At 66.7% G+C, this 13690-nt stretch carries 11 protein-coding genes; 7 read left to right on the top strand and 4 right to left on the bottom strand.

Features of this window, described 5'->3' with window-relative positions; translation table 11 throughout:
- Position 1 precedes the first annotated feature (1 nt).
- From NMD1_RS01500 to NMD1_RS01490, 3 genes are read right to left on the bottom strand one after another with little or no spacing between them, the layout of a single operon-like run.
- The gene (locus NMD1_RS01500) at positions 2–373 is read right to left on the bottom strand and encodes a hypothetical protein (RefSeq protein WP_125953313.1); all 372 of its coding nucleotides are present in this window, start codon (positions 371–373) and stop codon (positions 2–4) included.
- A 14-nt stretch (positions 374–387) separates the two neighbouring features.
- The gene (locus tag NMD1_RS01495) at positions 388–1581 is read right to left on the bottom strand and encodes an aromatic ring-hydroxylating dioxygenase subunit alpha (RefSeq protein WP_124808536.1); all 1194 of its coding nucleotides are present in this window, start codon (positions 1579–1581) and stop codon (positions 388–390) included.
- A 34-nt stretch (positions 1582–1615) separates the two neighbouring features.
- Positions 1616–2782: an acetamidase/formamidase family protein gene (locus NMD1_RS01490; protein WP_125953312.1), complete on the bottom strand. Its 1167-nt coding sequence runs from the start codon at positions 2780–2782 to the stop codon at positions 1616–1618.
- Positions 2783–3147: 365 nt separating this feature from the next.
- On the opposite strand from NMD1_RS01490, the gene NMD1_RS01485 reads away from it, so the two are divergent.
- From NMD1_RS01485 to NMD1_RS01470, 4 genes are all read left to right on the top strand, one after another.
- Positions 3148–5574 (top strand): TonB-dependent receptor, encoded by a 2427-nt coding sequence (locus NMD1_RS01485; RefSeq protein ID WP_125953311.1) that lies wholly within the window; start codon positions 3148–3150, stop codon positions 5572–5574.
- 75 nt (positions 5575–5649) lie between these two features.
- Positions 5650–6135: a nuclear transport factor 2 family protein gene (locus NMD1_RS01480; RefSeq protein WP_125953310.1), complete on the top strand. Its 486-nt coding sequence runs from the start codon at positions 5650–5652 to the stop codon at positions 6133–6135.
- Between the two features lie 28 nt (positions 6136–6163).
- On the top strand, positions 6164–7417 hold the full coding sequence (locus NMD1_RS01475) for an SRPBCC family protein (RefSeq protein ID WP_125953309.1): 1254 nt from the start codon (positions 6164–6166) through the stop codon (positions 7415–7417).
- Positions 7418–7435: 18 nt separating this feature from the next.
- A complete protein-coding gene (locus tag NMD1_RS01470) occupies positions 7436–7789 on the top strand; it encodes a hypothetical protein (RefSeq protein ID WP_125953308.1) in 354 nt (117 codons plus the stop codon).
- A 5-nt stretch (positions 7790–7794) separates the two neighbouring features.
- Here NMD1_RS01470 and NMD1_RS01465 read toward each other — a convergent pair whose 3' ends face one another.
- On the bottom strand, positions 7795–9183 hold the full coding sequence (locus tag NMD1_RS01465; protein ID WP_125953307.1) for a PLP-dependent aminotransferase family protein: 1389 nt from the start codon (positions 9181–9183) through the stop codon (positions 7795–7797).
- A gap of 108 nt (positions 9184–9291) precedes the next feature.
- Here NMD1_RS01465 and NMD1_RS01460 point away from each other — a divergent pair, with 108 nt between their 5' ends.
- The 3 genes from NMD1_RS01460 (at position 9292) to NMD1_RS01450 (ending at position 13578) form a co-directional block, all read left to right on the top strand.
- Complete coding sequence (locus NMD1_RS01460; RefSeq protein ID WP_125953306.1) at positions 9292–10164, top strand: DMT family transporter; 873 nt, start codon at positions 9292–9294, stop codon at positions 10162–10164.
- 3 nt (positions 10165–10167) lie between these two features.
- Positions 10168–11013, top strand: coding sequence for a PhzF family phenazine biosynthesis protein (locus NMD1_RS01455; RefSeq protein ID WP_125953305.1), 846 nt, complete (start codon positions 10168–10170; stop codon positions 11011–11013).
- A 69-nt stretch (positions 11014–11082) separates the two neighbouring features.
- Positions 11083–13578, top strand: a complete 2496-nt coding sequence (locus NMD1_RS01450; RefSeq protein WP_125953304.1) for a LuxR C-terminal-related transcriptional regulator — start codon at positions 11083–11085, stop codon at positions 13576–13578.
- Positions 13579–13690: the final 112 nt, after the last annotated feature.

Below are 13690 nucleotides of genomic sequence, written 5' to 3'. Positions count from 1 at the left end.
GTCAGGGATGTGCCATCGGCTGAAGGCCCTGCCAGGTCGGCTGCGCGCCATGCACCGCCACGAAGCGCGTTTCCTCGAAGGCATAGGGCACGCCGACCGCGCCGCCGTAAAGTTCCAGGTGCGGCGCGACTTCGGCCAGCGACAGCGCGATGTTGTAGAGCGGCTGCAGCGCTTCGGGCAGCCCGCCGAGCGGATACTTGTCCACTTCGGCAAGGATCGCTTCAAGACGCGGCAACGTCGCATCGTAGAACGCCTTGAGCGCCTGCGGCGTCGCAGTACGGCGGCGCGTCTGGCGTTCGTCGGCCGTCGGCAATGCCCATTCGAGCCAGGGCGAAAGGTCCGCGAAATCCGCGGGCAGCGAAAGCTGGGTCATGATCTGCGTCCTGTTCAGGCGTTGACGTACTGGTCGACGACGGCGGCGCTATGGCGGATGAGGATTTCATCGTCCTGCAGGTGCTGCTGCGTCTTCGCCCGCGATTCCATCGCCCGCTGGGTATCTTCCATGGTGGCGGTGTCTTCGAGCCAGGCGTTGCGCTGGAGCGTCATCGCATGCTCGATCGCCCAGCGTTCCGCGTTGGTCCTGGGCGCACGCACGTAATAGCGGCCTTCCCACACGGTGCGGTTGTGCGCGGTCGGCCAGAACTGGTGGGTAAACCAGATCCCTTCCGACACATGCAGCAGCGTGTTCGGAAAAATGACGCTCAGCTCGAAGGCGAAATCGCCGCGATGATCGGGATTGATCGTCTTCGGCAGCATCGATTCGCCGCGGCGCGAAACAAGGCTCGCACCGGATATCGCGTTGGCCACGGCGGAAACCGGCGTCGGCTTGGCGTCCAGCGTCAGGCACACCGCGCAAGTCCGGTGCGGCCCCATCAGCTTCACGTTCTGCAGGCCGGTGGAAAACACGTTCGGGAACGAGCCGGCGTGGATCGTATCGACGTGATAGGCTTCGGCAAAGGCATCATGCGCCACCTTCCAGTTGCACGCCAGCTCGGTGCGATAGGTGAAGCCGAAGTCCATCTCGTCGAACGGATAGCCGCGGAAGTGCTCGGCATAGTCGCCCAGGTATTCTTCCAGCGTCTGTTCGGGCTGCGGGGCGACGTTGATGAAGAGGAACCCCTCCCACACCCCCAACGCGATTTCGGTGAGGCCGTTGTGCGCCTTGTCGAAGCACGAATAGAACCGTTCCTCGCTCGGCACGCTCTTGAGCGCGCCGTCCGCGCCATAGACCCAGCCGTGAAAACGGCAGGTAACGACGGCGGCCTTGCTCTTGCCGTAGGTTTCCTCGCCGATCTCGGTCACCACCGTATTGCCGCGATGCGCGCACATGTTGTGAAACGCGCGAACCACGCCGTCCTTGCCCCGGATGATGATCGCCGACGTACCGGCAGCCTCGATCCGCTTGACCTTGTAGTCCCCGGCCTTGGGAATTTCGCTGGCGCGGCCGACGCAGAGCCAGACCTTGCTGAAAATCTTTTCCTTCTCCTGCTCGTACCAGGCGGGGGAGATGTAAGGCTCGGTCGGGATCGGACCGGAGCCGAGTTCGGGGTACTTTTCCAGCCAGCGATGTTGGATGTTCATGGCCATTCTCTCCAATGGATGCGCGTGTCCCGCCTCACTCGACGAAGATGTCGAGCGGCAGGACCGCCGAAACGATGACGTTGGGAACGTCGACAAGCTGGCCGATGCGCAGGTCCACGGCGGCGGCGCAGATCGCATAGGCCTGTTCGCGGGTGTATCCCTTGTTGGTCGCGATCCAGTCGATCATCCGCAGCAGCGCGTCGCGCGCGGCGAGCGAGAGGTCTTCGGACAGGTTGGTCAGCGCGGCGACCTTCGGGCTGTCGAGATAGGCAAGGTGCGGCGGCACTTCGCCCGCCTTCTTGACCGGCATCCCGACGATGGCGTGGAAGCGGCCGGGTTCGGTGTTGCGAAGCTGGCTGCCGCCGGTGACGTGCGGGAACACGATGTCCTTGCCGCCACCCTTGATGACTTCGCATTTCAGCGTCACGCGCGCGGCCATTTCCACGGCCGTGCCGCAGACCTCGCCATCGCCCTGCGCGAAGTGGATGTCGCCGGTCCACAGGCCCGCCCCGTCGACGAGAACCGGGAACAGGATCGTGGTGCCGACCTGCATCGCCTTGATGTCCATGTTTCCGCCGTTCTCGCGCGGGGCCACGGTGCGCAGGCCTTCGGCGGCATAGGGAGCGCCTTCGCCGAACAGCCTTTCCGGCACGGCGCGGCCCGGATCGGGCATCAGCACGAAGCCGCCCGCTGCCGCCAGCGCGCCTTCACGCTCCAGCGCGGCGGCGACTTCGGGCTCGCCGGGCAGCACACCGATCGAACCGGGGAAGGCGCACATCGGAATGCGCACGCCGGGGATCTGCTCGGAAACGGCGCAGAGCCTATCCAGCTTCCAGTTCGCGATGAACGGGCCGGAGATGACATCGCGCAGATAGCCGAAGCCCGGCACAATCGCGGTATAGCCATAGTCCGACGGCGCGATGTCGACGATCGTGACCGCCAGCGCATCGCCCCGTTCCGCGCCCTCGATATGGACCGGGCCGGTCATCGGATGGACACGGTTGAGATCGCAGGCGGCGACCTGTTCAGGCGTGGTGTCGAAATCGAACTGGCTGTCGAACGCGTCACGCGTCTCATAGACGACATAGTCCCCCGGATTGGCGCGGGCGACGGGCTCCAGCGCCCAGTGCAGGCGGTTGAAGCAGTTCGGATCGTCCTTGGCAGTGGCTCCGCTGCGCTTGATTTCGACGGTCTTCGACATGGCGCTCCCTCGTTCTGTCCGGGCATGGCCGGACCGTGGTATGTGCCGCCATGATGGGGGGCTCCGCCGCTTGCGGGCTATCCCCGTGCCGTGCCGAATAGCCAGCTACCGCATCAAACCACGCCCCATCGATCCCGGCGAAACCCGCAATTCCTTCATTCCCCGCCACCATTCGATCGCGCTGAGGTGTTTCTTCCAGCGCCCTGAGGCTAGCGCGCCTGCGCCCCGATGATGTTGCATAATAGGGTCACGAAGACGCTTGCCGGCGTCCCGTGGGCAGGCGGAGCTTCCGGCAATATCGCGTAGATCCATCCAACAGAGCGCGAAGGCCGGATCGGGGAAATCACATCGGGAGGAATTCAATCATGACACAGCACAACACGCCGGCTAGTCCTGCCGGCCTGACGGTCCATCACACCACGCGAACCTTCCGGCTGCTTGTAGGCGCATCGCTGCTGGGCCTCGCCCTGCCCGCCGTTGCCGCCCACGCCCAGTCCGCATCCGCCGAAACGTCGGCCGGCGCGGCCGAGGAAGCGAACACCGGCGTCGAAACGATCACCGTAACGGCGCGCCGGCGCGCGGAATCGCTGCAGGATACGCCGATCTCGATCTCGGCAATGACCGGCGAAGGCATTGCCGCGCGCGGCATCGAGAACGTCACGCAGATCGGCGATTTCACGCCCAACGTGAAGTTCAACAGCTCCGTCCCGGTTTCGGCCAGCAACGCCACGGCCGCCATTTTTATCCGCGGCATCGGCCAGAACGACTACCAGCTTTCCGCCGATCCCGGCGTCGGTCTCTATCTGGACGGCGTCTATATCTCGCGCGGCGTGGGCAACGTGCTCGATGTGCTCAATATCGAGCGCGTCGAAGTGCTGCGCGGCCCGCAGGGCACCCTGTTCGGCCGCAACACCATCGGTGGCGCGGTCAGCGTGGTGACCAAGAAGCCGTCCGAAACGCTGAACGGCAATATCGAAGCCACAACCGGCAGCTTCAACCGCTTCCAGATCAAGGGCAGCATCGACGTTCCCCTGGCGCAGGGAGTCTATTCGAGCTTCGCCGGCTTCTACCACCGCCGCGACGGCTATGTGAAAGGCATCGTTCCCGGCGCGCCGGACCTGGGTGATACCGACAACCTTGCCGGCCGCTTCGCGCTTCGCCTCGAACCGTCCAGCAACGTGACCATCGACCTCGCCGTCGACGGATCGCGGACCCGCGAGAACTCGGCGCCCAACGTCGCGCTCAAGATCAACGAAAACGCACCCGCCGCGCAAGTGTGGAACGCGCTCTATTCCGGCGCAGCGGCGATCTGTACCAATCTTTCCAACCCCGCCCGGCTCAGCGACCAGCGCTGCTTCAACAGCCAGTGGGCGGTCGGCCCCTACCGCCACGGCGGCACCTTCACGTCGATTTCCAGCGTTTTCACCAATGGAAACCCCAGAAAGTACCAATCCGGTTCTGACGTGAACATCTGGGGTGCATCGGGCACGGTCGAGTGGAAAATCTCGCCCGAAATCGCGGTGAAGTCGATCACCGCCTACCGCAAGGTGACGGGCTTCTGGACACGCGATTCCGATCACAGCCCGGCCACGATCGTCGAAACCAACAGCGACTGGAAGCAGGACCAGTTCTCGCAGGAACTTCAGCTTCAGGGCAAGATGCTGGACGGCAAGTTCAACTGGGTGCTGGGCGGCTACTATGCGAGCGAGCACGGCAACCACAGGGACCTCGTCAACATCGTCGATGCCGTGTTCCTGAGCGGCGCGGTGCTTGACGGGGAGAGCCTCGCCTTCTTCGGCCAGGGCACCTACGAGATCGTGCACGATCTGAACCTGACCGCCGGCGTGCGCTGGACGCAGGACAAGAAGACGTTCGGCAACGCCAACCAGTACGTCGTCGAAGCCGGCTTCCTGACCGGCGCGCCCTACAACCCCGATGGGTCCGGGCTCAAGAACGGCGATCCGCTGATGGGGCCGCTCGGCCAGCGCGCGACGATCAAGGACAAGGCATGGACGCCGATGGTCAGCCTTTCCTACCGCTGGAGCCCGGAGCTGCTGACTTATGCCTCCTACTCCGAAGGGTTCAAGGGTGGCGGCTTTACCCAGCGCGTGTTCCCGCCGTTCGCCTTCATCCCCTCGTTCAAGCCGGAAACCAGCAGGACCTACGAACTGGGCTTCAAGAGCGATCTCGCCGGCCGGCGCCTGCGCCTGAACGGCGCGGTCTTCCTCAATGACTACAACAACCTGCAGATCACCGTGAACGATCCCACGCTGGGCTTCGCGCCGATCATCCAGAACGCCGCCAAGGCCCGCATCAAGGGCTTCGAGCTGGAAATGCTGGCGCGCCCGGTGCCGGCGCTGTCGATCGAGGCGGGCATCGGCTATCTCGACGCCAAGTACCGTCAGGTGGACCTGCGCGCGCTGAGCGCGGGCGTGACGACCGCGACCAGGCTGCAGAACGCGCCCAAGTGGACGCTGAGCGCCGGCGCATCCTATGCGATCGAGGCCGCGGGCATCGGCACCTTCACGCCGCGCATCGACTGGTCCTATCGCTCGACGGTCTACAACGATGCGGTCAACACGCCGGAACTGGTCCAGCCGGGCTATCACCTCGTCAACGCCTCGATCGGCTTCAGTGACGAGGACAAGCGCTGGGGCGTGACGCTGGGCGTCAAGAACCTGACCAAGGCGCTCTACCTCGGCTCCGGCTATGCGGACTCGTTCGGCGGTATCATCGAGGGCGTCTACGGCCGTCCGCGCGAATGGTACCTCAGCGCGCGCACGTCGTTCTGACCCCGTGGCGGAAGCGGCCCGGCGCAATCCCGTCCGCTTCCGCCGCCCCGGCTCGTTCATCAAAGGCCCGGCATCATGACAGAACCATCGTCGCTTGAGGACCGGATCGCCCGGCTCGAAGCGCGGCGCGCTATCGACGACCTGATCGGCGCTCTGGGCCGGGCGTTCGATAGCGGCCCGTCCGCCGATGCGCTGCGCCCACTATTCACCGTAGATGCCACCTTCCGCATCGACCACTACGGCGATCTGCAGGGCCGCGATGCCATTGCCGATGGCGTGGCCGGCAATGCCGATGCGGGTTTCCGCTGGACGCTGCACTACCTCGTCTCTCCCAAGGTGGAACTGGCCGCCGATCGCACGGTGGCCGACGTGGAATTCTATCTCTGGGAGGTCGCCACCGCGGCCAGCGGACGCGCCTACTGGATCGGCGGGCGTTATCTCGCCACCGCGCGGTCCGATCGGGGCCAATGGCGCTTCAGCTATCTCGAACTGATCGCCGATCTCATTTCCCACTATCCCGCGGGCTGGTCGCCAAAGCCCGGGGCACTCGCCGACGCCTGAAACCGACCACAGAGAGGACACCTCGACGATGACTGACCCCGCCAGCACCACGCTGAAGCCGGGCGCGGAGACGTTCGCCCACCTCGGCCGCAGCGTGGCCGCGATCCGCGCTGAACTCGGCACCGACCCCGTATCGGTGGACGCCATCCGCGATCCGGCGATCTACGAACTGGAGCGGGAGAAGATATTCCGCCGCACCTGGCTGAAGGTGGCGACCACGTCGGAGCTGCCCGCCATCGGTGACTACAAGGTCAAGGACCTGCCGGTCGTCGACGCCTCGGTGCTGATCGTGCGCGGCAAGGACGGCGTGGTCCGCGCGTTCCACAACGTCTGCACCCATCGCGGCAACAAGGTGGTGCCGACCTCGGACGCCGAAACCTTCGGCCGCGCGCGCGCCGGCGTCGTCACCTGCCGGTTCCACGGCTGGGTCTTCGGCACCGACGGCCCGCTGCGCTCGGTGCCGCTGGAGGACCATTTCGGTACGCTCGACAAGGCCTGCCTCGGCCTGCGCGAGATCGCCTGCGATACCTGGGAAGGCTTCGTGTTCATCAACATGGCCGATCCGCCCGAACAGACGCTGGCGGAATATCTCGGCGATTTCGGCACGCTGTTCGGCGGTTATCCCTATGCCGAAGCGACGACGGCCTATCGCTATTCCACCGTGCTCGAATGCAACTGGAAAGTCGCACTCTATGCCTTTTCCGAAGGCTATCACGTCCCCACGATCCACGCCGGATCGCTGCCGGGCTTTCGCGGGATCGAACATTCCGATTTCAAGCTGATCGGCCCGCACGCCTCGTCCACGATTTACGGCCTTGGCATGGAAGCCGCCGCTTCCACCGCCGAATGCGCGCGCGTGCTCCACGGTAGCGCAGCCCATGCCCCGCATCCCGAGCAGGTTCCGCCCGGGATCAACCCGACGCGGCGCGCGGATTTCCAGTTCGAACTGCCGAACGTCTTTCCCAACCTGCTGATCCATCTCGCCGCCGGCTGCGGCTATCCGGGCATGGCCTTCTTCACCCACCAGTTCTGGCCGCTCGACCACGGGCGGACGCTGTGGGAAGGCATCAACTACTTCCGTCCAGCGCGCAACGCGGCCGAACGGGTGGCGCAACTGCACGTCAACGCGCTGCATCGCAACGCCTGGCTGGAAGATACCGCGACGATGGAAGACACGTTCACCGGCATCCGTTCGGGCGCGGTCGATACCATGCAGCTCATGGATCAGGAGTTCCTGATCCGGCACGCGGCGCGCACGCTGGACCGCTATCTCGCCGCCTGAACGGAAAGGATCATCCCGATGACCGATACCATCACCCTGCCCGCCGGCTTCGAAGACCTGACCGAGCTTGCGGCACACTGGGCACGCGCCACGGAAAATGCGCGCAGCGCCATCCGCTGGAGCGCTTCGGCGCAGGATTTCGCGGGGTTCTACGCGGCGTTCATGCCACGCCTGCGCGCCGCGCTTGATCTCCTCGAACAGGTTCCGCTCGAGGAGATGGACGAAGCGCAGAACAACCTGTTCGAACTGGCCTGCGCCTTTGCCGAGGCCGCGCCGCACCACGAGCTTTATGGTGGCAGCGCGGACGTGCCGCACAGCTTTTCCGCGCGCCGGTTCGTCCCCGGCCACGGCGACACGGCTTCACGGCTGTAGGCGGCTCAGCCGGGCGCGAAAAACTGCTCCAGCAGGCCGGCCGCGCCCGGCGCCACGCATTGCGCCACGTTGAAGCGCATGAAATCGGGCGCGGTGCGCGTCAGGCTGAAAACGTCGCCGGGGGCCAGAACCACCCCTTGCGCCAGCGCGGCACGCGCGCATTCTGCGGCGTCCATCCCGCCGGGTAATTGGCACCACAGGAACATGCCCGCGCGCGGTTCGATCCAGGGCACGATGTTCAGCGCGCCCAGCCGTTCGATCGTGGCGCGCCGGGCCTTGCGTAGCCGGGCGCGCAGCGTCTGCACGTGGCGGCGGTAACTGCCGTCCTGGATCACGCGCAACACCAGTTCGCTCGACAGCCGCCCGGCCCCGAAGGCCGTGGCGATCGACAGGTCCACCAGCCGGTCCATCCAGTCGGCGCGGATCGCGACGTAGCCACAGCGCACCGCCGCCGACAGCGTCTTGGAAAAGCTGCCGATCTGGATCACCCGCTCCAGCCCGTCGAGCGCGGCCAGGCGCGGAGCGGGTTCCTCGTCGAAATCGGCGAAGATGTCGTCCTCGATGATGGTCAGGTCGTGCGCGTCCGCCAGCCGCAGCAGCCGGTGCGCCGTGGTGAGCGAAAGCGTGGCCCCGGTGGGATTGTGGACGCCCGAATTGGTGATGTAGAGCCGGGGACGGTGCGTGACGAGCGCGTGTTCGAACGCGGCAAGGTCCGGTCCTTCCGCCGTCATCGGCACGCTGACCACGGTGACGCGGTGCGCGCGCAGCAGCGCGAGGAAATTGAAATAGCACGGATCGTCCACCAGCACGGTATCGCCGGGCGCGATCAGCAGCCGGCAGAGAAGATCGATCGCTTGCGTGCCGCTTTCGGTCAGCATGATCTGGCCGGGGCCGCAATGCACGCCGCGTTCTCCCAGGCGCCGGGCGAGGATCTGGCGCAGCGCGGGAAGACCCAGCGGCGTGCCGTAATCGGCCAGGGCGCCACCGCCATCGCGCGCCATCGCGCGCAGCGCGCGGCGCACCTCCTCCTCCGGCAGCCATGCGGGCGGCAGCCAGCCGCAGCCGGGCTTGGGCAGTTCGCCGGGGCTTTCGAGCGACTGGCGCGAGACCCACAGCGGATCGATCGCCCGGTCCAACCGGGGCGCGATGTCGGCCAGCGACAGCGGCTCGCCCTGCCGCGCGACATAGAACCCCGATCCGCGCCGCGCCGAAACGGTGCCTTCGCTCGCCAGCCGGTCATAGGCTTCAACGACGGTCGACTTGGACACGCCCGCCGCTTCCGCCGCGCTACGGATCGAAGGCAGCTTCGCCCCGGGCGGCAGCGCACGCGAGGCGATCTGGCGGCGCACCTGCCCCATGACCTGTTCGACGAGCGTGCCTTGCGATGAGGCCATGATCCGAAACCTTATTGCCGATCGAACCAGTACAGTTTGTTTCAACCTTACTGGATTGTCCCTGTCGCCCATCGCCGCTTCCGAGGCAAGGAGGTTGCCGGAGGACTTATGGAGAAATCGCTCGAAGGATGGTTCAGCGGCCTGATCGGCGTGGTGATCTTCAGCGGATCGCTGCCGGCGACACGCGCGGCGGTGATCGATCTCGATCCGCTGTTCCTGACGCTCGCCCGCGCCGCCATCGCCGGGCTGATCGCGCTGGCGCTGCTGATCGTCCTGAGCCAGCCCCGCCCGGAACGGCGCGATCTGGTGCCGCTGGTTGTCGTAGCGCTGGGTGTGGTCGTAGGCTTTCCCCTGCTCACCGCCGTGGCGCTACGCCACATGAACGCGTCCGCATCGATCATCTTCACCGGCCTGCTGCCGCTGTCGACCGCGACGTTCGCGGTGCTGCGGGCGCGCGAACGGCCGGACCGGCGGTTCTGGCTGTTCGCCGCGCTCGGCGCGATGTGCGTGGGGAGCTACGCTTGGTCGCCTTCGCTGCGCGCCGATCCCACCGGGGTTGCGCTGATGATCGCGGCGGTAATCGTCTGCGGGCTGGGCTATGCCGAAGGTGCCGTGCTCTCGCGCCGGCTGGGCGGCTGGCAAGTGATCTGCTGGGCGCTTGCACTGACGCTGCCGGTCTCGCTTGGCGCGCTGGCGCTGGCCACGGCGCCGGTGTGGGGCGCGGTCGGTGCGCCGGCCTGGCTCGGTCTTGGCTATGTCTCGCTCGGCAGCATGTTGATCGGCTTCATGTTCTGGTATCGCGGCCTTGCGCTGGGCGGCATCGCGGCCGTGGGGCAACTCCAGCTCGTCCAGCCGCTGCTGGCGCTTGGCCTGGCCGCGCTGCTGCTGCACGAACCGGTCGGCATGGACATGGTTCTGGTACTCGTTCTGGTGATCGGCTGCGTGGCCGGCGCCCGTCATTTCTCGCTGCGAAAGGCTTGATGCATGACCCGCTATTCCTTCCAGATCGTCGACGTGTTCGGCACCGGCGCGTTCAGCGGCAATCCGCTGGCGGTCGTCACCACGCCCGAGGAACTGGATCCTGACACGATGCTGCGCATCACGCGCTGGCTGAACTTCTCGGAAACGACCTTCCTGCTGCCACCGACCGACACGGCTGCGGACTATCGCGTGCGCATCTTCACCCCGGCGCGCGAACTGCCATTCGCCGGGCATCCCACGCTCGGCACCTGCCACGCCTGGCTGGCGGCGGGCGGAACGCCGCGCGACGCCAACGAGGTCGTGCAGCAATGCGGCGCAGGGCTGGTGCGCGTGCGCCGCGCCGGGTCTGCGCTGGCCTTCGCCGCCCCGCCGACGATCCGGTCCGGCGCGGTCGAGGACGACAAGCTCGACGAGATCACCGCCGTGCTGCGCATTCCGCGCGACGCGATCCTTGCCTCGCGCTGGGTGGACAACGGCCCCGGCTGGGTCGCCGTGCGGCTGGCCTCGGCGGAAGCGGTGCTGGCGCTCGATCCCGTGCGCTGGCACGGGGCGACGATCGACCTCGGCGTGGTCGGGTCCTATCCCGAGGGTCATCCCGCCGCTTACGAGATCCGCGCGTTCTTCAGCGATCCGTTCGGCGGCCTGATCGAAGACCCGGTATGCGGCAGCCTCAACGCTTCGGTCGCGCAATGGCTGATCGGCGAAGAGCAGGTCAAGGCGCCCTACCACGTTACGCAAGGCGCGTGCCTGGGCCGGGATGGCCGGATCACGGTCGAGTCCGATGGCGAAGGCCAGGTCTGGATCGGCGGCCATACCGCAAGCCTGTTTGCCGGGACGGCGGACATCTGAACAAGGCTTGGCCGATTTCCTACCAGGTAGTACCACCATGGCATCACAGCCTGGTGGTACACCCCGCATATGCAACTTTCCCCGACGGACGGACATTTCGGCAGACTGGTGGAGCGCATCGTTGCCGGCGGGCCGGTCGTGGTGCTGTGCGCCCCTCCGGGCTTCTACAAGGGCCGGCTGGCGCAGGCGGCAGCGCAGCGCCTGCACAGCGCGGGCACGGACGGGATCGCGGTGTTCGGCCTGTGGGAACATGGCCGCGATCCGCAGGCGGCGGCCGAAGGGTTGCTGGCCGGGCAGGCGCCGGTCACCGTGATCGAGGACGCCGGCGCGGCCGACGGCAGGTTGCTGGCGCAAGTGCTGGACCGGATCGACCTTGAACGCGCCGGCCGCCGGGTGATCTTCACGATCCACCAGCCCGGCGATCTGCCGCTGGCGCGCATGGCCCTGCGGACGCCGATCGACGTGCTGGACGCCGATGCCTTGCGCCTGCGCCCGCAGGATATCGCCAGCACACTGAAAGGCTCGCTGCGCCCGGCGATCCGCGCCCGCATCCAGGCCCTGGCCGGCGACTGGCCGGTGGCGCTGGACGTGCTGACCCGCTGGGCCGCCTCCGCGCGCGAGGTGTCGGCAAGTTGGAGCGATCTCGACATCGTGCGCGAAAGTGGACTCGGCACGTTCATCGCGCAGGAAGTGCTGGCGTCGTTCGCACCGGCCGAATGCGCCGCGCTGACGCACGCAAGCTGGCTCGATGCGCCCGATCTGGCGACCTTGCGAGCGATAGACAGCCAGCGGCGGGAAGACACGGTCGTCGCCGATCTCGCCTATCGCCTGAAAGGTCTGGTCGACCGGCAGGGCCAGCGCATCCACCTCCATCCCGCCTTGCGCGTCCTGCTGCGCGACGGACCACAGACCGCAGGCGCGGGGGAGGACCGCGAGAGCCTTCTGCTGGCCATGGCCGACCACTATTCCGGCACGGGCCAGCTTGCCGAAGCTGCCACGCTGGCCCGGATGGCAGGCAATTCCGGCCGTATCCGCGAATATGCCGATGCGCATGGCGCGCTGCGCATCTGGATCGTCCACGGCTTTCCCGTTCTGCGCGAACTCGTCGAGAAATCCAGCGTGGAGGACGTGGCTGCCTCGCTCGTGCTGCGGATGATGGACTGCATCGTCCACCTCAAGGGCGGCCGCATCCGCGTGGCGCAGCACCTGTACGAAACGCTGGCGGCGGAAATGGCGCAGGCCGGGATCGGCCCGCCCGATCCGCTGGCGCGCGATCTGGAAATCGTGCGCGTAACGCTGCTGGTCTATGGCTGCTCGCTGGAACGGACGAACGACCTTGAACTGCTGCGCGGCCTGACCGCCGAGCAGGCCGAAGACGCCGCCCTGCGCAGTTTCCTCTCGACGCTTTCGTGCATCCTCAATTCGCAGCGCGCCCGGTTCGATGTGGCGAGGGCCAGCCTGATCGACGCGCGCGCACAGGCCAAACTGGCCGCTTCGCATTACAACGTCATGTTTCTGTTCATGCACGAAGCCGCGATCCACCTGGCCGAAGCAAGGCTCAAGCAGGCGCGTACCTGCATGTCGGAGGCGCGCCGTCACTGGCAGCAGGGCTTCGCGCATGATGTGGGCGTGGAAACGGTGATCGCCGCGCTCACCGGATCGATCGAGTACGAAGCCGGCCAATTGACGAGCGCGCGCAATTCGGTCCGCAAGTCCGCGCACAGGATGCCCGACGCCGAAGCCTGGTTCGACATCTACTTCCTGGCCTATGAAACGATGGTGCGGCTCAACCGCATCGACCATGGCCTCGGGACCACCCTGCGCGCCATCGAGGACGAAGTCGGCAAGCTGCGCGCGCAAGGCCTGCCGCGCGTGGCCGATCTGGTGACGGGGATTGGCCTGTGCATCGTCGGCGAGGAAGCGATGCAGGGCAACGAAAGTCCCGTTCCCCCGGGCTGGATCGCGCCGGAGCCCGGGCCGACGGCCAGCTGGCAGGAGCACGAGGTGTATACGCTGGCCCGCTTCTATGAACTGCGCGCCGATGGTGCGCGCGACCTGGCCGACGCGCTTCTCGAAACCGCGCTGGAGCGTGCGGCCGCGCGCGGGCTCGAACGATCGCGGCTGCGCTTCCTGCTCGCCCGCTTCAGCGCCGCCTGCATCGATGGCGAGGACGACCGCGCGCGCGATCTGCTGGGCGCGGCCATCGCGATCGGCGCGCGCACCGGGACCAGGCAGATATTCCGCGACATGGCAGGCCCTCTCCTCGCCACTCCGCTGGCGCGCTTGCGCGAGGAGGCCCGCCTCGACGAGGTCGGACTCGCGTTTGCGGAAACGCTTGGCAACCGGCTGCGCGACCGGGGCGGTGCCGGCGCGAGCGCCCTGTCCGAGCGCGAGCGCGAAGTGCTGCGGCTGCTGGAAGGCGGCGGTTCGGACAAGCGGATCGCACGCCAGCTGGCCATTTCCGAACACGGTGTCCGCTATCACCTCAAAAGCATCTACAAGAAGCTGGGCGTCCACGACCGGGTCTCGGCGATTGCCGCTGGCAGGCGGTTCGCATCCGCCTGACTACTAATCCGAGTAGTGCCGTAATCCGATGCACTATCTCATGACTACCATGTAGAACCCTTCCCCTCCCAGCCGGGCGCGTTGCGCACCGGCCACGGCGCAGGAAAGCTGT

Source organism: Novosphingobium sp. MD-1 (genome assembly GCF_001014975.1).
Taxonomy (GTDB): Bacteria; Pseudomonadota; Alphaproteobacteria; order Sphingomonadales; family Sphingomonadaceae; genus Novosphingobium.
This window is presented reverse-complemented; position numbering and strand designations above follow the sequence as displayed.